14 protein-coding genes, 1 rRNA gene and 2 pseudogenes are annotated in these 20,692 nt (G+C 55.6%); 14 read left to right on the top strand and 3 right to left on the bottom strand.

The annotated features are described in order from the left end of the window. Positions 1-82 precede the first annotated feature (82 nt). Together rrf and GYN01_RS16100 are read left to right on the top strand one after the other, a co-directional pair. Positions 83-198, top strand: a 5S ribosomal RNA gene (gene rrf / locus GYN01_RS16105). 582 nt (positions 199-780) lie between these two features. Beyond that, the gene (locus GYN01_RS16100; RefSeq protein WP_048364741.1) at positions 781-2,658 is read left to right on the top strand and encodes a methyl-accepting chemotaxis protein; all 1,878 of its coding nucleotides are present in this window, start codon (positions 781-783) and stop codon (positions 2,656-2,658) included. 36 nt (positions 2,659-2,694) lie between these two features. Here GYN01_RS16100 and GYN01_RS16095 read toward each other — a convergent pair whose 3' ends face one another. Further along, entirely contained in the window at positions 2,695-3,399 is a 705-nt protein-coding gene (locus GYN01_RS16095) for a GntR family transcriptional regulator (protein ID WP_048364771.1), read from the bottom strand. A gap of 200 nt (positions 3,400-3,599) precedes the next feature. Between GYN01_RS16095 and lapG the strand changes: the two genes are divergently transcribed. Continuing rightward, on the top strand, positions 3,600-4,292 hold the full coding sequence (gene lapG, locus GYN01_RS16090) for a cysteine protease LapG (RefSeq protein ID WP_048364740.1): 693 nt from the start codon (positions 3,600-3,602) through the stop codon (positions 4,290-4,292). Positions 4,293-4,304: 12 nt separating this feature from the next. Further along, positions 4,305-6,243: pseudogene (lapD, locus tag GYN01_RS16085) on the top strand (cyclic di-GMP receptor LapD). 7 nt (positions 6,244-6,250) lie between these two features. Here the strand turns inward: lapD and GYN01_RS16080 are convergent. Then, on the bottom strand, positions 6,251-6,589 hold the full coding sequence (locus GYN01_RS16080) for a hypothetical protein (protein WP_048364738.1): 339 nt from the start codon (positions 6,587-6,589) through the stop codon (positions 6,251-6,253). Between the two features lie 179 nt (positions 6,590-6,768). On the opposite strand from GYN01_RS16080, the pseudogene GYN01_RS22325 reads away from it, so the two are divergent. The 8 genes and pseudogenes from GYN01_RS22325 to GYN01_RS16045 all read left to right on the top strand — a co-directional run. Next, positions 6,769-7,019, top strand: a pseudogene (locus GYN01_RS22325) (glycosyltransferase family 39 protein); the annotation flags it as partial. A gap of 207 nt (positions 7,020-7,226) precedes the next feature. Continuing rightward, positions 7,227-7,658 carry a MarR family winged helix-turn-helix transcriptional regulator gene (locus GYN01_RS16075; RefSeq protein ID WP_048364736.1) on the top strand — a complete coding sequence of 144 codons (432 nt, stop codon included), beginning with the start codon at positions 7,227-7,229 and terminating at the stop codon, positions 7,656-7,658. Further along, complete coding sequence (locus GYN01_RS16070) at positions 7,655-9,745, top strand: FUSC family protein (RefSeq protein WP_048364735.1); 2,091 nt, start codon at positions 7,655-7,657, stop codon at positions 9,743-9,745. Before GYN01_RS16075 ends, GYN01_RS16070 begins: the two co-directional genes overlap by 4 nt. After that, entirely contained in the window at positions 9,742-9,951 is a 210-nt protein-coding gene (locus GYN01_RS16065) for a DUF1656 domain-containing protein (protein WP_048364734.1), read from the top strand. The genes GYN01_RS16070 and GYN01_RS16065 overlap by 4 nt, the downstream gene beginning before the upstream one ends. Continuing rightward, entirely contained in the window at positions 9,948-10,850 is a 903-nt protein-coding gene (locus GYN01_RS16060; RefSeq protein ID WP_048364733.1) for an efflux RND transporter periplasmic adaptor subunit, read from the top strand. Before GYN01_RS16065 ends, GYN01_RS16060 begins: the two co-directional genes overlap by 4 nt. Next, on the top strand, positions 10,847-12,292 hold the full coding sequence (locus GYN01_RS16055) for an efflux transporter outer membrane subunit (RefSeq protein ID WP_048364732.1): 1,446 nt from the start codon (positions 10,847-10,849) through the stop codon (positions 12,290-12,292). Before GYN01_RS16060 ends, GYN01_RS16055 begins: the two co-directional genes overlap by 4 nt. A gap of 107 nt (positions 12,293-12,399) precedes the next feature. After that, positions 12,400-13,044 carry a hypothetical protein gene (locus GYN01_RS16050; protein ID WP_048364731.1) on the top strand — a complete coding sequence of 215 codons (645 nt, stop codon included), beginning with the start codon at positions 12,400-12,402 and terminating at the stop codon, positions 13,042-13,044. A gap of 128 nt (positions 13,045-13,172) precedes the next feature. Further along, entirely contained in the window at positions 13,173-14,651 is a 1,479-nt protein-coding gene (locus GYN01_RS16045) for a YdgA family protein (protein WP_048403018.1), read from the top strand. A gap of 178 nt (positions 14,652-14,829) precedes the next feature. Here GYN01_RS16045 and GYN01_RS16040 read toward each other — a convergent pair whose 3' ends face one another. Further along, positions 14,830-15,453, bottom strand: coding sequence for a LysR substrate-binding domain-containing protein (locus tag GYN01_RS16040; protein WP_338053174.1), 624 nt, complete (start codon positions 15,451-15,453; stop codon positions 14,830-14,832). A gap of 1,791 nt (positions 15,454-17,244) precedes the next feature. On the opposite strand from GYN01_RS16040, the gene GYN01_RS22580 reads away from it, so the two are divergent. Continuing rightward, positions 17,245-19,710, top strand: a complete 2,466-nt coding sequence (locus GYN01_RS22580) for a tetratricopeptide repeat protein (protein ID WP_203307438.1) — start codon at positions 17,245-17,247, stop codon at positions 19,708-19,710. Between the two features lie 42 nt (positions 19,711-19,752). Beyond that, the gene (locus GYN01_RS16030; RefSeq protein ID WP_203307437.1) at positions 19,753-20,061 is read left to right on the top strand and encodes a hypothetical protein; all 309 of its coding nucleotides are present in this window, start codon (positions 19,753-19,755) and stop codon (positions 20,059-20,061) included. Positions 20,062-20,692 lie beyond the last annotated feature (631 nt).

The raw sequence follows: 20,692 nt of genomic DNA, 5'->3' as shown, positions 1-20,692 counted from the left end.
CACGCAGATGGGGATTTTGTTTTTATAGAAGTACCAAGTTTTCACAGACACGTTATTCACTAACGGATCTGTCACAGAATTTCTTGACGACCATAGAGCATTGGAACCACCTGATCCCATCCCGAACTCAGCAGTGAAACGATGCATCGCCGATGGTAGTGTGGGGTTTCCCCATGTGAGAGTAGGTCATCGTCAAGATTGAATTCCAAAACCCCTGTTTGCTCACGCAGACAGGGGTTTTGTTTTTGTGCACGATAAATCTTAAGATTGCGGCCCTGGCCGCACCACGCTCGGTTCCCGTCCTGCGTAACTCAATCGATTGCCAATGATGCGGCAACAATTCCCTGGCTCCTCTAGCTCGCTGCGTTGATAGTCGAGCTCAAGTAGACATACAGATCCATCAGCGCTGCTGCGCGTCTTCCAACTCGCAACGAACCAGCGACGTACCAGTTCAGGGAATCCGCTCACGCCCCGATTGAGCCGCCTAAGCGCTGTGCAAACCGCACACAGCGCCCGCTCAGCATCCGCCCGCCAAAAACGTAACCTGCCTTGTGTTCTCGCTGAATGGCCGTGTGCGCCTGATTTTGAACACCAAGGATTTATCTTTCGTCGGATTAAACAAAATGCCATCACAAATGGCTAAGTTTTCCGAGGTTGGTGCCGACAGCCTCTTGAGCAATGCGTGCTTTAGTAGAGCTGCCGGAAAAAGGCTGCCTGCGCTGTTACACGGAATGTCACACCCGTACGCATCCCCACTCCTGGCATAAGAAGTCCCATGAAATGAATCTCAAGTTCAGCCATAAAATCCTTCTGGCCGCTTCAGGCGTCGTGGTTCTGGCGTTTGCGTTGTTCACGTTGTACAACGACTACCTGCAGCGAAACACCATCAAGCAAAACATCGAGTCGTCAGTGCAACAAGCTGGCAACCTGACTGCCAGCAGCGTTCAAAATTGGCTGACTGGTCGTATTCTGGTACTCGAAAGCCTCGCGCAAAATGTGGCGCATCAAGGCAGCCAGGCTGATTTGCCTGGGTTGGTTGATCAGCCCGCCTTCACGTCGAACTTTCAATTTACCTATGTGGGTCAGGCCAACGGCGTGTTTACCCAACGCCCAGACGCCAAGATGCCAGACGGTTACGATCCGCGTGAGCGGCCGTGGTACAAGCAAGGTGTCATTGCCGGTCAAACCATGCTGACACCGCCGTATATGGCAGCAGTCGGTGGTTTGATTGTGACCATCGCAATGCCAGTCAAAAAGAACGGTGAGTTGCTGGGTGTTGTCGGTGGCGATTTGAGCCTGGACAGCTTGGTAAAAATCATCAACTCGGTCGATTCAGGCGGTTTGGGCTACGCGTTCCTGGTCAGCGGTGACGGCCAGGTAATCGTGAGTCCTGAAAAAGATCAGGTTATGAAAAACCTGAAGGATATCTACCCGTCGAGTGCGCTACGCATTCAGAAAGGCATCCAGGAAGTGCGCCTCAATGGCTATGAGCGGATTATGTCCTTCACGCCTGTAACCGGTTTGCCTGCGGATTGGTATATCGGGCAATCGCTCGATAAAGAGAAAGCTTACGCACCGCTATCTAAATTCCGTACCTCTGCATTTATCGCAATGTTTATTGCGGTCGCCGTGATTGCTGTGCTGCTGAGTCTGTTGATTCAGTTCCTGATGCGTCCTTTGACTACGATGGGCCGCGCGATGCAGGACATTGCGCAAGGCGAAGGTGACCTGACCCGTCGCTTGGTGATTGAGAGCAAAGACGAGTTCGGCTTGCTGGCCAGCTCTTTCAACCAGTTTGTAGAGCGTATTCACGCATCGATTTCCGAAGTGTCTTCGGCAACCCGTCAGGTGCATGATTTGTCCCAGCGGGTGATGGCGTCGTCCAATGCTTCGATCCTGGGTTCGGATGAGCAAAGTGCGCGTACCAACAGCGTTGCTGCCGCCATCAACGAGTTAGGTGCTGCCACACAAGAAATCGCGCGCAACGCGGCCGATGCTTCGCAGCACGCCAGCGGCGCAAGTGAGCAAGCGGATGATGGGCGCCAGGTGGTTGAACAGACCATTCAGGCCATGACCGAGCTGTCGCAGAAAATTAGCTTGTCCTGCGCTCAGATCGAAACCCTGAATGCCAGCACCGACAACATTGGCCATATCCTGGACGTGATCAAAGGGATTTCCCAGCAAACCAACCTGTTGGCCCTCAATGCCGCCATTGAAGCCGCGCGTGCGGGTGAAGCGGGTCGTGGTTTCGCTGTTGTAGCGGATGAGGTGCGCAACCTTGCTCACCGCACTCAGGAGTCGGCAGAAGAGATCCATAAAATGATCACTTCGCTGCAAGTGGGCTCGCGAGAAGCGGTGACTACCATGAACGCCAGTCAGGTTTCCAGTGAAGAGAGCGTTGAGGTGGCCAACCAGGCCGGCGCCCGTTTGATCAGCGTGACTCAGCGTATCGAAGAAATTGACGGCATGAACCAGTCGGTCGCAGCCGCGACTGAAGAACAGACGGCTGTAGTTGAAACGCTCAACGTCGATATCAACCAGATCAACCTACTGAACCAGCAAGGTGTGGTTAATCTCAACGAAACGCTCAAAGATTGCGATGCTTTGTCGCAACAAGCCAGCCGCCTGAAGCAGTTGGTCGACAGCTTCAAAATCTGATTCAACGCGCGGTTAGTTATCCACAGCCCTGTCGTTTTAAACGTCAGGGCTGTTTTGTTTTTGGTTGCCCAGATACTGAGTGATTGCTTTAACAGCCCGGTGTAAATGAAGCTCCAGCTCTTTGACACACGCTTGCACCTCACGCCCGCGGGCCAGTTGCAACAGGGCGCGGTGATCATCCTGAGCCAGCGGTCCCAAGTTCATTTGTTGCAGGTTAAAACGCAAAAAGCGCTCTTCTTCCACCAAGCCAGCGTTCACTAACGCCAAGAGCTTCTTGTTGGGTGCTTTGTTGTAGAGCGCTTGGTGGAACAAACGATTGAGGGTACCCACTTTGCTCAAGTCTGTTTCGACTTCCAGCGCCTGGATATACGCTGCGGCGTCTGCAAAGTCCTGTTCATCCAATAAAGGCACTGACAAGCGCAGTGCCTCGGATTCCAACAATAAACGAAGTTGGTAAGACTCCAGCGAACTGTCCTCAATCAAGGGAGCTACCACCGCGCCTTTGTGCTGCTCCACGCGCAGTAAGCCTTGAGCTTCAAGCTGACGCAGTGCCTCGCGCACCGGCATGCGGCTCACACCAAACAACGTAGCCAGCGCCTCCTGTCGAATGGCAGTGCCACAGGGCAGGCGTCCATCAAGGATGGCGGTGCGCAAGGATTCTTCTATCACCGAACGGGCTTGATGAGCCGCAACCGGAGCGTGCACTTCGATACTGCTTAAGGGGTTTAGTTTGACGGCCACGTTGGCGCACCCATGGCTGATAACCAGCTGATTATTTGGATCCAATTCAAAGTAGGTACAGACCGAATCCTTGTCAAACCTCGTTACAGCAAGTTTAACGCGACTACACTCCCAGTGATCGCAAGGTGCCATTGTCTTTTTTTGTTTCTGGGCTCACTTTGCACAGATTCTTCTTAGGTGCAGCTTGATGGAATACGCAGTTGGCTCGCCGGTTTAGCCTTCCTTTACCCTTGCGCTGGTTGTTAACAGCCTTGTTGCTGGCTGGCACCTTGCTGGGCGGCCTGCACGCTGATTGGGATTTTTCCGTGATCAGCCGCCGTGCCGAAACGCTTTACGGGCCCCTGGGCGAGGGCCGCAAACGGATTGATGCCTGGCAACAGTTATTAGCCACCCAAAAACAAATCCCAGAAGCTGAAAAGCTGCGGGTGGTTAACCAGTTCTTCAACGCACAGCTCAAATACCGCGAAGACATCGATTTGTGGCATCAGGAGGATTACTGGGCCACACCGATTCAAGCGCTCTGGAAAGGCGCGGGTGATTGTGAAGACTACGCGATCGCCAAGTATTTCAGCCTCCGGCACCTGGGTGTACCCAGTGAGAAGCTGCAAATCACGTACGTAAAAGCCCTGAGCCTGAACCGCGCGCACATGGTGCTCACCTACTACCCAAGCCCCAATGCCATGCCGCTGGTACTCGACAGTTTGATGGACGCCATCAAACCCGCCAACCAGCGCACTGACTTGTTACCGGTCTATTCTTTCAATGCACAAGGCCTCTGGCTACCGGGCGCCAATAACACCAAGAAAGTGGGCGACACCAAACGTTTGTCTCGCTGGCAGGATGTACTGAAAAAAATGCAGGCAGAAGGTTTTCCGATTGAGACGAGCCAATAACCTGGAGCAACCATGTCCCTGTTCAAACAACTGTTAATTGCGATCTGTTTGTTTCTGGTGATCGCCTTCAGTGGCAGCTTTATGGTCAGCCTTGAAAGCTCGCGTGCGCAATACGTCAACCAACTGCGCTCCCATGCTCAGGATGCTGCCACCGCATTGGCCGTGTCCTTGACCCCCAACATCGACGATCCCGCCATGACCGAATTAATGGTCAGCTCGATTTTCGACAGTGGTTACTACGCCAGCATTCGGGTGGTCGATGCAAAGGACGGCAAGGTCCTGGTCGAACGCAGCGCGACACCCAATAGCAGCCAGGTACCGTCATGGTTCGTCAACCTGATCGGCCTGGAACCGGCCGGCGGCGATGCCATTGTCAGTCGCGGTTGGGAGCAAGCTGCACGGGTAGAGGTGGTCAGCCATCCCATGTTTGCCCTCGCCAAGCTTTGGCAAAGTGCATTGGGCAGCCTGGCGTGGTTGCTGCTCTGCGGTGTTGTGAGCGCGATACTGGGTGCTTTGCTGCTGCGTCGTCAGCTCAAGCCGCTGGATTATATGGTTGAACAGTCTCAAGCCATTGCCCGGCGAGAGTTTCTCAGCCTGCCTGAACTGCCGCGCACTCCGGAACTGCGCCGCGTGGTGCAAGCCATGAACCAAATGGTCGAAAAACTCAAAGCCCTGTTTCAGGAGCAGGCCGAACGCAGCGAACGCCTGCGCATCGAGTCTTATCAGGACAAGCTGACCGGGCTGGCCAATCGACGTTATTTCGACATGCAGTTGCATGACCGCGTCGCGCATGGCGAGCGGGCCAGTTCGGGCTATCTGCTCATGATCCGGGTAAAAGATTTGGCTGGGCTCAATCAGCGCCTGGGCGGGCAACACACCGATCAGTTACTGCAAGCCGTTGCCCAGTTGTTAGTGCGCCAAATACCCCGAAACACACAACATGATCACCCGTGTGCGCGGGGGCGAATTTGCCGTATTGGCCCCCGGCCTGGTCCACGAAGAGGCCTTGCAACTGGCGCAGGCGCTGGAAACAGACTTTGTCAGCCTTCAGACCACAGGCGCCTCGGATCTGGCACCGATCGCCACCATTGGTGTTGTGTCTTATGTGGCCGGGGACACGCCACAAGCGGTGCTAGGGTTAGCCGATCAAGCGTTGGCACAAGCCGATGCTCATACCGAGCACTGTTGGGTCTGCATTGAACAAAGCGAAGGGCTGGCCGTGAGCGAGGATCATCACGCGTGGTACATCCTCCTGGAGAAGGCATTGAGCCAGCGGCGTTTTGAACTGTATTTCCAGCCGGTCGTGGCCGCTCAGAATCCCGCGATGGTGTTGCATTACAAAGTCATGTCGCGTTTGCTCGACGATGGCGGCCAAGCGATCCCTGCGGGGCGCTTTCTGCCTTGGTTGGAACGCTTTGGCTGGTCTGACCGGCTGGACAGCCTGATCTTTGACCGGGTACTTGAGCAAATGCGAGACCACGACCAGTCCTTGGCGTTGAACCTGTCGCCAACGTCTATGGCTGATCCGCAGTCGCTAGACCGACTGATGCACCTGCTGCATAAAAACCGTGACCTTGGCCCTCGGCTCACGCTGGAAATAGCCGAAGAACACATCCCGGAACAAGCGGTGCTGGAGCAGATCACCCGTCGTCTGCGTGAGTTGGGCTTTTCGTTGAGCCTGCAACGTTTTGGCGGGCGCTTCAGCATGATCGGCAACTTGGCGAGCCTGGGCCTCGCGTATTTGAAGATCGACAGCAGTTATATCCGCGCCATCGATCAGGAGCCCGACAAGCGTCTGTTTATCGAGGCGATTCAGCATGCCGCCCACAGTATTGATTTGCCGCTGATCGCTGAGCGTGTCGAGACAGAAGGTGAGTTGAAGGTTATCCGCGACATGGGTTTATGGGGCGTGCAAGGTCAACTGTTCGGCTCGCCCGCGCTCTGGAAGTAATGCCGGGTTAAATCAGCCCGCTTTCATCATCGGTAATTAAATGGTTCAGGCCATCGAGTGCTTCACGGGCTTGCGTGCGGTCCATCAACTTGGCTTGAGCCGCCGCCGGCAAGTCGGTGACACGAATGACCCCTTTTTGCGTGAGTACCTGAATCAGGTCGTCGAGTACCCGGATCATTTCCAGGTCACTGTGGCGCAGTTGCTGCAAACGCTTTTCAACGATCACATTGGTTTGCCACGCCAGTATTTCAGGGTGGTCAGCAGGCAGCGTTTCGCTGGCCCCTGCAAATTCAAGCGCATCAACCCGACTTAAAGCACCTTGGGCATCACGTTGCACGTAGAACATTGAACAGCCCCCCTCAAGGTCGCGACGAACACAATGATGTGAGCATAGGCCAACAATCGATTGGCGGCAGACTCCTCGTGCGAGGGCCCGCCTGACCCTGCTTTTAAAGGGGTTTGTGGCCTACGCTTGGCCGCATTACAACAGCCCATTACGCAGTTTCAACAGTTAGCAGGTGAAGGATGGGCGTACTTAGCAGTCACCATGTCAGCGAGCCTGTGCCTCGTATTTCGCAGCAGCCTCACGGAGTATTGGCCACATTGATTCGTCTGCCGTGGCTCTGGGCTATTTTGCTGCTCGCCTCGGCGGTGCGTTTTATGGTTCCACCGCGTCTGCCATCTGGTGCGACGAAGGCTCCAGCCTGCTGTTGAGCCAATTCTCGCTGGCGGGTATCTGGCTCCATGCCGCCCGCGATGTGCACCCCCCACTCTTCGATGACACCCAGGCTCGTCTATATTTGACCTGTGATACGGGCGAATGCGGGCGCGAGCGGGGTCGGTCGCCATTAGAAGCCAGAAATTATTTGTTAAAGAATTAATTTGTAACACTTGACTGAGACCGGCTCGCCGCGCAGTATTAATAGTTAGCAAACTAACATTGTGTGACACTTCTCTTGCCTGACACTCTTGATTCACTCCAAATGAGCCTCAGCACCGGGATGGTGGTCGCGACTCGCCATTGGCGTCGCGTGTGCCAAACCACGTTGATCAACTACGGTATTTCCGAAGCCTGCGCCATGCCGCTGCTGATCATCGGGCGTTTGGGTGAGGGCGTGCGGCAAGTGACCGTCGCCCATGCTGCGGGTATGGAAAGTCCGTCGCTGGTGCGCCTGCTCGATCAACTGTGCAAAGACGGCTATGTGCGCCGTTGCGAAGACGCCAGTGACCGACGCGCCAAGACCTTAAGCCTCACCGACACTGGCCGAGCGTTGGCGCAGGCGATTGAAGCGCAACTGGTGCAGTTGCGCCACGCGGCGCTGGCCGACATCTCGCTGGCCGACCAGCAAGCTGCGTTGCGGGTGATTAAAGCTTTCGAAGCAGCCGGTCAACTGACTGACGGAGCTGGCTCTTGAACGGTTTTTTCAGCAGCATGCCGCCGGCCCGCGACTGGTTTTACGGCGTACGTACTTTCGCCGCGTCGATGATTGCGCTGTACATCGCCCTACTCATGGAAATGCCGCGTCCGTATTGGGCGATGGCGACGGTTTACATCGTTTCCAGCCCCTTCGTTGGGCCAACCAGCTCCAAGGCCGTGTACCGCGCCCTCGGCACCTTGCTGGGTGCCGCGGCGGCCGTGTTCTTTGTGCCGTTGTTTGTGCAAACCCCGTTTTTGCTGGTGCTCGTGATTGCTCTGTGGACCGGCATCCTGTTGTTCCTGTCGCTGCACCTGCGCACCGCCAACAGTTACATCTTCATGCTGGCGGGCTACACCATGCCCATGATCGCTTTGCCCATCGTCGATAACCCGCTCAACGTTTTCGACATTGCCATCTCGCGTACCGAAGAAATCATGCTTGGCATCGTTTGCGCGGCCGTTGTGGGCAGCATGTTCTGGCCGCGCCGTTTGACCCCGGTATTTATCGATGCCGCAGGCAAGTGGTTGGGTGACGCTGCCAGCTACAGCAAACACTTTCTGGCCCGCGATGTAGAGCCGAACAAAGCCAGCGGCTTGCGCTCCTCGATGGTGGCTACGTTCAACACGCTTGAGTTGATGATTGGTCAGCTGCCCCACGAGGGCGCGCACCCGCAGACCGTGCGCAATACAAAAGAACTGCGTGGGCGAATGATCCACCTGCTGCCCGTGGTGGATGCCCTCGACGATGCGTTATACGCCCTCGAACGGCGCACCCCCGAGCTGGTGGAAAAAGTGACCCCGCTGCTCGACCACACACGTCAATGGCTAGACAGCACAAGCCAAGGGGCGCCCGTCGAGCACTGGAAAGCCCTGCGTCACGAACTTGAAGCGCTGCAACCTGGCGCGGCGGCGCTCGATGATCGCCGCCAACTGTTGTTGTCAAACGTGCTCTACCGCTTGGGCGAGTGGATCGATTTGTGGCAAGACTGCCGCAGCTTGCAACAAGCCATCGCCACCGGCGATCAAGAGGTCTGGCGCGCGGTGTATCGGCATTGGCGCCTGGGCCGCCTGACGCCGTTTCTGGACCGCGGCCTGATGCTCTATTCGGCGTTCTCCACCGTGACCGCCATTGTTGTGGCGTGCGTGTTGTGGATTTTGCTCGGTTGGACCGACGGCGCCAGTGCTGTGATTCTGGCGGCCGTCGCGTGCAGTTTTTTTGCCGCGATGGACGACCCGGCCCCGCAGATTTACCGGTTCTTTTTCTGGACCTCGCTGTCGGTGTTATTCGCCAGTTTGTATCTGTTCGTGATCCTGCCCAACCTGCATGATTTTCCGATGCTGGTGCTGGCGTTCGCGGTGCCCTTTATTTGTGTCGGCACGCTCACCGTGCAACCGCGCTTCTATCTGGGCACGTTGCTGACGATTGTGAACACCGCATCGTTTATCAGCATTCAAGGTGCCTACGACGCCGACTTCATGGTGTTCATGAACGCCAACCTGGCCGGCCCGATAGGCTTGTTGTTTGCGTTTGTGTGGACCCTCATCGCGCGGCCTTTTGGCGCTGAACTGGCGGCCAAACGTCTGACCCGGTTCAGTTGGCGCGACATCGTACGCCTTACCAAGCCGGCGACCCTGGCGGAACACCGGCAGATGGGCGCCCAAATGCTCGACCGCCTGATGCAACATTTACCGCGTCTGGCCATGACTGGCCAAGACACTGGCATTGCGGTGCGTGAGCTGCGCGTGGCGCTCAACCTGCTGGACCTGCTCGCGTATGCGCCTCGGGTGACCGGCGGCCCGCAACTGCTGCTGCGCCAGGTGGTCAGTGACGTGGGCGATTATTTTCGCGCCTGCCTGATGTCGGGCGAACGCTTGCCCGTGCCTGCGGGGTTGCAGATGACGATGGATCGTACGCGCCGTGCGCTCAATGCCACCGATTTGCAGGACGAAGGTGACGCACGCGTTCACTTGCTGCACGCGTTAAGCGGTTTGCGGCTGGCGCTGTTGCCCGGCGTCGAATTTATCGTCGACAACGACGACCTGCCCCAGCCCCATGTACAAGGCATTGATGGAGCGCCGTTATGATCGGTGATGTGGATGTCAGTGGGGTGTTCCTGCCCACACTTCTGGTGCTGATGGGCATCACTTATTTACTGTTTTTGGTGATTCACGCGGTGCTTACGCGTGTGCACTTTTACCGCCTGGTCTGGCACCGGGCTTTGTTCAACGTCGGTCTCTACGCTCTGCTGCTTGGCGTTGTGGATTCGTTTAGTCGATATTTGATGACATGAAAAAACCTTTATTGACCTTGGGCCGCGTCGTTCTCACCTTGCTGGTGGTGGCGTTTGCCTGCGTCGTGGTCTGGCGCATGACGATGTATTACATGTTTGCGCCCTGGACGCGGGACGGCCACATCCGGGCTGACGTGGTGCAAATTGCTCCCGACGTTTCGGGCCTGATCAAGCAGGTTGAGGTGCGTGACAACCAGCCCGTCACCCGTGATCAAGTGCTGTTTGTGATCGATCAGGAGCGTTTCAAATTGGCCTTACGCCAGGCCCAAGCCACCGTGGCAGACCGCAAGGAAACACTGGCTCAGGCGCAACGCGAAAGCCGTCGTAATAAAGGGTTGGGCAATCTGGTCGCGCGCGAGCAACTGGAGGAAAGCCAGTCCCGCGAAATGCGCGCCCAAGCTGCCCTCACCGAAGCTCAAGTGGCCGTGGACAGTGCCCAGCTCAACCTGGACCGCACCGTGGTGCGCAGCCCGGTGGACGGCTATGTCAACGACCGTGCGCCACGGGTCAATGAGTTCGTGACCGCCGGGCGCCCGGTGTTGTCGATTGTCGACAGCAGTTCGTTTCACATCGACGGCTACTTTGAAGAAACCAAACTCGACGGCATCCACGTCGGCCAAAGCGTCGATATCCGCGTGATTGGCGACAATGCGCGCCTGCGCGGGCATGTCGAAAGCATCGTGGCCGGTATCGAAGACCGTGACCGTAGCAGCGGCCAGAACCTGCTGCCCAACATTAACCCGGCGTTCAGCTGGGTACGTTTGGCGCAACGGATTCCCGTGCGCATCGTGTTTGACGACGTGCCCGAAGATTTCCGCATGATCGCCGGGCGTACCGCCACCGTCTCGATCATCGAAGACTCACCCAAGGCCAAACCTGCGCAGGAGAACGCGCAATGAAAGCTGTTCACCTGGCAGCCGTAGGGCTGGGTTTGCTGCTGTCGGGCTGTCAGTTGGTGGGGCCTGATTACCACCTGCCCAAAGACGCCGCATTGCAGCGCGCGGATGTGCAGGGTGAGTTTGCGGGCGAGGGCGCCAACGTGATGTCGGCTCCCGTGCCCGCCGATTGGTGGAAGCTCTATCAAGACCCCAAACTCAATGAACTGGTGCGCCAGGCGCTGGCCTCCAACACCGACTTGCGGGTCGCGGCGGCCAACTTGTCGCGGGCGCGGGCGCAAGTTGAACAAGCGCAATCGGCAGGTGGCTGGAGCGGCTCGGTGAAGGCGGGTGCCCAGCGCTTGCAAGAGTCCGGCGAAGCGTTCTTGCTGGCAGATAAAGTCCCGGTCGCCAACGTGGGTGATCTGGGTATCAGCACCTCGTATCAGTTCGATTTGTGGGGCACCTTGCAGCGCGGCATTGAGGCCGCACAAGCCAACGCCGATGCGACGCAGGCCGCCGCCGACACCGCGCGCATTACCTTGGTGGCGGACGTGGTTCGGGCCTACACCCAAGTGTGCGCGGCAAACGAAGAGCACCACATCGCCGAAGAGTCGCTCACGCTGCAAGCGCAAAGCACACACTTGACCCAACAGTTGCGGGATGCGGGGCGCGGCGACGAAACCCAGGTCACCCGTTCGCAGACGCAATTCAAATCGTTGCGCGCTGAACTGCCGCGCTACGAAGCCTTGCGCCAGTCCGGCCTGTTTCGTTTGTCGATGTTGCTGGCCAAGCCGCTCGACCAACTGCCCGCTGGCGTTGCCACCTGCGCCGAGCTGCCGCATATCGCGCAATTGCTGCCGGTGGGCGATGGCGCTGCGTTGCTCAAACGTCGCCCGGATGTGCGCCAAGCAGAGCGTCATCTGGCGGCGGCCACGGCTGAAATCGGGGTGGCCACCGGCTCGCTGTACCCGGACATCAGCATAGGCGCGAGCATCGGGACCGTCGGCATCATTGATAACCTGGGCACCGCACCCACCAACCGCTGGGGCTTTGGCCCGCTGTTGAGCTGGACCATTCCTACCAACGGTTCGCGGGCGCGGATTCGTGAAGCCGAAGCCGTCACCCAAGGCGCGCTGGCCAAGTTCGACGGTGTGGTGCTGAACGCCATCCGTGAAACCCAAACCAGTCTGGTGCAATACACCGCGCTGTTGCAGCGCCGCGATGCCTTGGCAGAAGCCGAAGCGTCGGCCAAAACCGCAGCCGATCAAACGCATCAGTTCTTTCAGGCGGGGCGCGAGTCCTTTTTGGCTGACCTGCAAGCGACCCGCACCTACACCGACATGCGCGCGCAACTGTCGGCCGCTAACACCCAGGTAGCCATGAGCCAAATCGACCTGTTTCTGGCCCTGGGCGGCGGCTGGGAAAGTGGACGAACGCAAGCCCCGGCCAACGCGAAACCCTGAGGGCGTTGCTATGCTCTGAGAGGTCGGTATCAAAACGATGGCTCAGGGCGTCGCGGGTCTTTTAGCCCTCCCCATCGCGCAGGCAATGCTTGATGGGGATACTAATAATGAAAAACCCTTATGCTCCCGGTTTCTGGTGTGCGGTGGTCGCGGTGGTGCTGCTGTCTGCGACCTATTTCTACGGCATCATGCTGGCGCACCAGATCGATAAGGCGATGTTTTTCCTCGACAGCGCCAGTGCGTTGATTGCGGTACTGGCCATTGCGATGGTGGCGTGGGCGACGGTGCAAACCCGGCACATCAAAAAGCGCCAGGTCGAAGAGGGCCAGACCCGGGTCTTGATCTGGGACGCCAAAGTCGCGCTGCGGCGGGTCGAAACCGTTTTCGACCGCTACTTTTGGGGCAGTTATTGGCAGCCGGGCCGTACGTTCCAGGAATTTATGGGCGAACTCACCGGCACCCCGCTGGAAAAAAGCCTCGACGCCTTGAAAACCCAATGCCTGAAACTCGACAAAGCGCTGCCCTGCGAGGAGCGCCAATGGCTCGACTGCGCGCGTGAGTTATCTGACGTCGCGGCCGCAATGGCCCGTGAGCGTTATCAGCTGGATTACTCCGACTCATCTGTAAATCCGGTAGGTGAAATCTGCATTGATCACGACCTGGAAGTGTTGGTGTACACCTGGAGCGCCAGCCTCAAGGCTTTTGACCATCGTCTGGATGAAATCGACCGTCTCTACGCCCACTCCTCATGAATTTTGCGTGACTGAAACAGGCGGCCGGCGGGTCGCCAGTGTTACCCTGCTGCCACTTTTCGGCCCACGACGGGCTTGGCAAAGACCGCTATTACTTTCAACACAACGGACATTGAACGGGTCAACTGATGAATAAACCATTAGGCGTGCTAGTAGGGATTGTTGTTATTGCAGGTGCTCTGAACACCGCTGGCGCTTGGTACACCGGGACCAAACTGGAAGGCGTACTGCAAACGTCGATCCAGGAAGCCAACAAAGAACTCGCGTCGCAACTGCAAGGCACGCCAACCCACGGCTCGATCGAACTGGTATCGCTTGATCGTCACCTTTACAGCAGCACCGCCAACTACCGGGTGACAGTGTCGGACGACTCCGCCGGGCCGGTTGCCCAGCCTGTGGAGTTACTGTTCGTAGACCACATTGAGCACGGCCCTTTGCCGTGGTCGCGCATCAAAACCTTTAAGTGGATGCCGGTGATGGCCACCAGCAACTATTCGCTGGTAAAAACCCCGTTCACTGAAAAATGGTTTGCTGCCGCCAAAGAGCAGTCGCCGCTGCAAGGTCAGGTCACGCTGGCTTACAACCGCGCAGTAGAAGGCCACATGGAGCTGCTGCCTCTGGAAATGGCCCTGGACGCCAACTCCAGCCTGAGCTTCTCGGGCATGAGCATGGAAGGGCAGTCCGATGCCGAAGGTCAAAACTTCAAAGGCAAAGGCTACATGGACCACTTCAAGCTTAATGCCGTGTTCCCTAACAAACCGCCTTTGCTGGTTGAACTCAATGGCCTGACCGCGGCCAGTGACTTGAACAAAAGCGACTTTGGTTTCTTCCTTGGCCAGAACTTCCTGAAACTGAGCGAAAGCCAAATCACCTTTGGTGACCGTCAGTCGGTGCTCAAGCTCAACAACTTCGAATACACAGGTTCCACCTCCGCCAAGGGTCAATTATTGTCCGGGCGTTTGGACTACAAAGTGGGTGACGTCACCCTCAACAACAACCCGGTGGGCACCGCGCAACTGGTCATGAGTGCCAGCAGCCTGGACATTCCGGCCATGCAGGCGTTGTTTCAGATTTACCAGACCAAATTCCAACCCAAGGCTGACGGCACGTTGCCAGCCAGCGAGTTGACGCAGGCTGAGCAAACCCAGTTGCAAACCCAGCTTGAAACCTTGCTGGCCGCCAAGCCGAAGATGGCCGTGGAGAAGCTCAGCGTAAAAACACCTAATGGCGAAAGTGAGTTCAACCTGGCCGTTGCGCTGGCTCAGCCCGCAGCACTTGACCAGCCGCCGGTAGAAGTCACCAAGCAACTGCTGACCTCGCTGGACGCTAAGCTGCAATTGTCCAAGCCGATGATTGCTGATCTTGCCGGTGTGCAGGCGCAGTTGGCAGGGCAAAGTGATCCGCAGACCCTGGCTCAGGTTGGCACCATGACCAGTGACATGGTCAGCAACATTGCCGTGGGCACGGGCCTGGCAAAAGTTGAAGGCACTAACATCCTGGCGACCTTGAACTACGCAGCAGGGCAGGTGGACTTCAATGGCCAGAAAATGAGCCTTGAAGACTTCATCACCCAAATGACGATGCGCTTCAACGCCCCGATGCAATAACCGACCAAGACGTAGCCATTGCCCACGCCGCGTTCGACTGCGAAGCGATCGTAAACCCGACCACAGGGGGGCCTCTGAGGCCCGGGTTGAACGGTTTACGACCGCTACGCGCCCGAGCGTAGCCTCGCATGACGTGTCAACGACTACAGGCGGCACCCAAGTATCGACAGGTGTTGGCTCAGATTGAACCCTGAGCTTGCTCCATGACCCTCTCCACGAACGCTTTGACTTCATCGCGCTGCATGGCATCGGGTCGGGTCACGACGTAGTAGGCGAAGCGTGCAGGCCAGGGTTTATCCAGTACCTGTACGAGACAGCCCGCAGCGATTTCTTCGCGTGCGTACTCTTGCGCCACTAACGCCAGCCCCTGGCCTGCCTCTGCTGCGCGAATAAGTAAACAGTCATCTTCGAACGCCGTCCCGCGTTCGGCGCGAAGGTCTTTTGCGACGCCATGCGCCGCGAGCCACAAGGCCCAGTCTGTCCGGTCAGAGTCGTGCAATAGCGCAAAGTTGAGGCAGTCCTGCGGTTCCATCAGCGGGGGGATTGCAGCCATAAAGGCAGGACGGGTGACGGGCACTAAAACGGGCGCTATCAACTGCGTGACGTGCAGATTGGGATAGACCCCCAGCCCATGCCGCAACGCTGCATCGATTCGATCCCGGCGCAAGTCCATCACCGCAGAAGTCGCCTCGACCCGTACTTCGATGTGTGGATGACGCTGATTGAAGCGGCCCAGGCGCGGTATCTGGCGGGTGAGGCGTATGCCATTGCCGATGATATAGCTCCGCTCGGTTGGACCCACATCGCGCTGCCCGCGCCTGCGACAGAGGCTTGAGCCAGAAACAAGAAAGCCCGCACAGGGCGGGCTTCTTGGGGGGCGCAGACTGTCTGAGACAGGTCCGGGCTGAAATATGGTGCACCAGGCGGGATTCGAACCCACGACCACTGCCTTCGGAGTCCTAAAAGTCGACGTTTAGAATCAATACGTTAGCGGGGATTAGCTGGGGAATCAATGGGTTGTGTTAGCTGGGGTTAGCTGGCTTTCGCCCCGGTTAGCGGGGCGAGTGTGGCAATTTTGTCGCAACGATAACGGGCTTTACGCGGCAAATGGATTAGCTGATTTAATCGGGTGAGGTGACAGCCTTAGCTGCAACTGAGAAGGTTAGTCGCGGCTAGAAGCTGAGGGTGCTCTCAGGTCATACGTTCCCTTGAAGCCGATTCGTTTGAAACTGTCGACGACAATATTTCGCTATCGCCCTTGATGCCGAATTCTGTGGTCATCGGAAGGTTAAGACACTGATACGCTCTTGTTAGCGGGCAGCTTTGCGCTCCGGTGGATGATGCGGTAAAGCGGTGTACCTGTGGTTCGCGGTTTCAAAATAATCGGCAGGCGGCATCCATAGTGACACCTTACGAACCGGTGGCGTTTGCCGTTCGATGAGAACCGCGTACAAATTTCTGAGCAGCAGAGAAGAACCTAAATTGCGTGCCGGGGGTGAATGGCAAAGTGCCTTCAGTTACTATCGCGATTCACATCGCTTCGACTCAACTTTATGGCATTTCAAACTGACGCACTCTTCGCGGGATTTCTCCGGGGTACCACAGAAACGGACATATTTTCTGAGTCCGCACCTGCCGTGAACTTTCTGCTTGAGGAGCGATTATCAATCCCTCGTGAGCATGGCTTCCTAGCTGCAAAGCCAGGCCCAACAGCGGTTGGTTGGGATGTACCGTCGTGCTGGCAAACATTTGGAAACTACTATAGCGAAAAAGTGGCACGTCCTCTGCGCCACGCGCCTAGTGTTTCCACGTTTTCTGCTGAGAATCAAGACAATCACCTAGCGATCGAATCGCATCAGGACGTCGTTAGGTTAGAGTCCGTATCCGCGATGTACCTTCGCTACCAGGGAGACTTTGACTCTTTATCGGACCTTACCACCGAACTCAGCAATCTCATCCAGTCGAGACGGGTTAGCAAAACGGGTATGGTCACTGACGAACAATACCCGCGGCTCGCGTCTTGGTTGGAGGAGATCAATCAACGGCGCGACGCGCGTCCAGCATTTGCTGCCCCCTTAGGTGAGGTTGAGCAACTGCTGAGCGCTCCGGACTGGGCTACACAGCTACGGAACGTACTTGGGCTCTCGCATCTAAATGGGTCGGTCTCAAGGCCGTTACCCGTTGTTCTATTCCAATATAGCTTATCTCGGGCTGAGCAAGCTGCTAGGGCTACGAAACTCAGTGCATGGGCGGCAGTTCCAACAGTGCTAGAAGCTGGAGGAGTCTCTGGGCCTGGTACGGCGTTTTTCCCATATCCCAAAGCAGCCGCTGACAGTAATCCATTTGGATTCGGGATTACCGTCGACATGTCCAAAAATGGTGGCCTAGACTTCAAGTCTGAGCTACTGCATTTTCGATTCGACTACACTTTGAACGATTTTGCTATGCTGGGGGAGCTTACTGACGAAGTAACTGAAACCCAGTTGCTTGCTGCCCGCCAGCGACATTTCGATTTGTTGCAATGTGACTTTAACCACCGGTCGGATGTGCCATGATCCCGAGCAAGATTTTCCAAGAGTGGTATGAAAGTTTCGTGAGCGAACCGGAAAGCGCTTTCGATCGTCTTGTTCATGGCGTTGTGCCGTTGGGTGTGGCTGCTCCATTGACGCTTGGGGAAATACTTTATGATGTGTTTGAACCAGGGGATATCGAGCTTGATACAGCTGCTGCGACTTGGCTGGATAAACATATATTAGGTGAAGTTCCTAATGCTTTGACACTCGATCGATGGGTCACGGTACTTGAGGAGTTTTTTCGTGGAATTGCGCTCATGGAACTACCTAAAACCGGTGAGATCCTTCGCAATCAACACAGGCGCCTTTGTTTATGGTTACATGGCTTTTATGAAGGCCCTGATCGAGATCCAGAAGGCGCATATTTGTTAGCGTTGACTCGCTCACAAAATGACCAGCGCTTCTCAAAACTTTGGAGGAGACTGATTCTTGGATATAAGACAGCCGGTCGGCCTTATTTAGGTGTTGGTATACTCGGTTTCCGAAAAATGCCTGGAAAAGATGGTCGTGCGTCGGCAGATGTTCCCGAGGGATTACTTCAAGCGCTGCTTAAACTTGCCGAAGAACCCGGAGTTAAGCACATCAAATGGAAACAAACGCTGAGAAGCGTCTTCGCGGCCTATCGCCGTACTGAGAAATATTGGGTAGAACGCATACTGCCGATGTTGCCGGACCGCCGTCAGCAATCAAATGCTCGCGACTGGCTGTCGATTTTGTTGCCAAGTATAGTCGGCTCAACTTCATCAGGTTCATCTTCGGAAGGTTATCTATTAAGAACTCAGGCAGTTTCTCGTGAAACTTGTGAATATTGGGTTCAGCGAGCTCGGAAAAGTCCTAGCGAATGCAATAGCGTGGAGTTTTTAAGTTTTCTTGAGCAGCATCGTGATTATGCAAGAACTACCGGTGACGCGGAATATCTCAATAAGACATTTAACAATTTATCGACGTCTATCGTTCGCGCAGACCGTAAAATGTCGGATATTTCTTTGGGCTTAATAGGGGAGGCATTGGAGTGGGTGCCATCCGATTCACGTAATTGGATTTCCTATGCAATCGTTCTTGATGCCGCGCACCGTAAAGATGATGCAATCAGCGCACTCTGGGAGGCAAGATATCGCTTCGCATATGAGCCATTCATCAGGAACGAACTCGGCCGTTTACTTCGCGATGATGGAGATTTGGTTACTTCAGAAAGTGTATTTCTGGAAGCTATAAGTCATTTTCCAAATGATGTGGTGTGTCGGACTGGTTTGGGTGAAACATTACGGGCAATGGAAAGATTTGATGATGCATATGTAGTTTATGAACAAGCCTGTCGTGACTTTCCTGATAATAGTTTCTGTCGAAACGGATTGGCAGAGACGCTGAGGGGAATGGGGCAGTTCAACGAGGCGCTTGAAGTATATAAAAAAGCTTGTCGTGATTCTACGGATTTGGCCTGTCGAAGCGGATTAGCAGAACTGCTTATCGATTTGGACAACCCAGATGAGGCAGAAAAAATTTATCGTGAGGCTTTGAAGTTAGACGGTCAGAATTTTTATATCAAAAGTGGTCTTGCACGTGCGTTGTCCATTCGTAGTGCAAGAACTCGAGATATAGGTCTGCGTGACGAGGCGAAAAGTATTCTACAAGAGCTGGCACGTAAAGGTATTCGCTCGGCGGTAAGTGGGCTGCGCTATTTTGACGCGCAATGGGAGCAGGCGACAACTGATCCTACAGTCAAATTTCGAAAAAGCAGCGACAGCAGGGCCGTAAAAGTTCTTTCAGTATCGGGTATTAAAGCGATTGCGAAGATGAGTATCCCGGAACGACTTGGACGGGCGATGATCTGCCTTTGGCAAGCAGAGCGGACTGAGGATCACCATGTAACTGCGTCGATTATTAATGATGCAAATGCTTTGCTCGATATGTTCGAGGATCAAATTCCTGATGATCTACTTTCCGCTTTTGTAGAAATACGGGGTCTTATCTTGCTCGCACGCGGTGATGCGAGGAGGTCTCTTTCTTATTTTGAGGACCAAATCAAAACGTATGGACGGGGAAGTTGGATTAGCGTTCGGTTGGGTATGATCCGTGCCCAGACTTTGCTCGGGGATACTGAAGGGGTCGATGACTTAAACAGCCATTTCACGTCTAAAAATTCGCGCTTTGCACTACAAGTAGCGAAAGTTATCCAGGCATTGTCCGGAGTTTCATCAGGGTCGCCAGAGTCGTCAGTTCAGACTCTTCTGATAGCCCTATATCCAGACGCAGTGAAATTTGCAAGTCGGACCCGATTAGATATTAAGGGAGGATTATCTGTTAGCAGCGGCGGAGAAATGCTTGGCGCGTTTTTGCAAACACGTTGGTTCCGCGCCGCTGGCATTCAGTCCTCTGGAGATCTCGAGCGGCCGGATGCGTTTCATGCTGTCATCACACAGATATCGAGCATCCGAGACGAAACTTTCGACGTGATTTCGAACTCGACGTTCTCGCTCGCTGCTTGACAGCTCGGTGGATACATTGCGCATTTAAGAGGAGCGCCGCACATGCTCATTGATCACATGCCGTTGAGGATTGCTTCTGGCGTCCTTGCGGTTACAACCATCGAGTCCGTCCTCCGGTCCCCCTCTTATCATGCATGCGGCTGGCAGATTCTTGACCGCTGGGCGTTCAATTCTCCTAGGCGACTTCGGGCACTTGAAGCGCAAGGGGAGTTGGTGCTGTTGGGGCGATTGCTGGAGCAGCAGATCTTAGAGCATGAGACGCTTATTTCACCCACTGGACTGGCGCAGCGTGGCCAAGGATTGGCTGAGCATGAGGTTCTAGCGCTGTCGGGCATCTCTACCGAGTTATGAGCCAGTAGCTGCATCGGGTAACCGCCTATTTTCCGGCCATTGGCCGCAGAGGGGTCTCGGGGCTTGCCCTGAGCAGGTACGGTAGGCAAAGCAAGGGAGTGGAACGACTGCCGCGTAGCCGGTTGTAGATACGCCATTCATGGCGGGAGTACAAACCCTACCCTGTCCCAGTTCTTATCCACCAAATAGTTGCAGCCGTTGTGGACGATGTTGGTGATTAAAAGTTGTCTTTACGTTGGCGCTGGGTTTCTCAGCCTGCGATGAATGAAAGCATCGTTGGGGGAAGGCCCAGGGAGAATCGTCCAACGACTCGATAAACACGGGGATCAGAAGCTATCTGCTTAACAAAATTGATCATCGAAATATTCGCGAAGTGAGCGCGGTAACTTCACAAAACACCGCAACACGACGCTGGACGAAGCTGGGCGTTGGTTGTGCTGGTTTGAGTATTTCGAAGTGCGCGCATTCGCCGTTGGTGACTGTTCCTACATCGCTCGTGCTGAGAATAGAAAACATCTTGCAGCACACGGAAAGGTAGATCTGGTGATGCTGAGGGAGGCAGTGCGGTAAGCAAATCTGGGACCTTCATCCACATCTGGAGTAAACGCTATGAGTGAAAGCTGGATGAATA

The sequence above is a fragment of the Pseudomonas weihenstephanensis genome, assembly GCF_016812185.1.
GTDB classification, from domain to species: domain Bacteria; phylum Pseudomonadota; class Gammaproteobacteria; order Pseudomonadales; family Pseudomonadaceae; genus Aquipseudomonas; species Aquipseudomonas weihenstephanensis.
This window is presented reverse-complemented; position numbering and strand designations above follow the sequence as displayed.